Below are 350 nucleotides of genomic sequence, written 5' to 3' on the forward strand. Positions count from 1 at the left end.
CCCCCCCCCCCCCCCGGGCCCCCGCCCCCGGGGAAAAAGCCCCCCGCCTCTATCCCCCGCCTCAGGATGGTACGGAGGTTGGCCTCGTGCCGGTCGCGCAGGACCACGGTCTTCTCCCGTTTCTCGGGGGAAAGGCTTTTGATGCCCTGGAGCATGGTGACGAAAAAGGCGTGGTTTTCCTCAAAAAAGCGGGCGTGCCCCTCCATGAAGTGCAGGAGGGCCAGGGAGGGATGGGGCTCGCTCAGGGCCTTCTCCCCTTCCCGGATGAGGCCCTCGAGGGCCAGGAGGCTGATCTCGTAGAGCACCTCCTCCTTGCTGCGGAAGTGGTGGTAGAGGGCCGCTTTGGAGAG

The 350-nt window shown here is 66.6% G+C and carries 1 protein-coding gene; it reads right to left on the reverse strand.

The annotated features are described in order from the left end of the window. Window positions 1-350 (reverse strand): TetR-type transcription factor C-terminal domain-containing protein (locus tag BVI061214_RS00415; RefSeq protein WP_156303172.1); only part of this gene is annotated, 350 nt, incomplete at both ends.

The sequence above is a fragment of the Thermus aquaticus genome, assembly GCF_001280255.1.
In the GTDB taxonomy this organism is placed as follows: Bacteria; Deinococcota; Deinococci; order Deinococcales; family Thermaceae; genus Thermus; species Thermus aquaticus.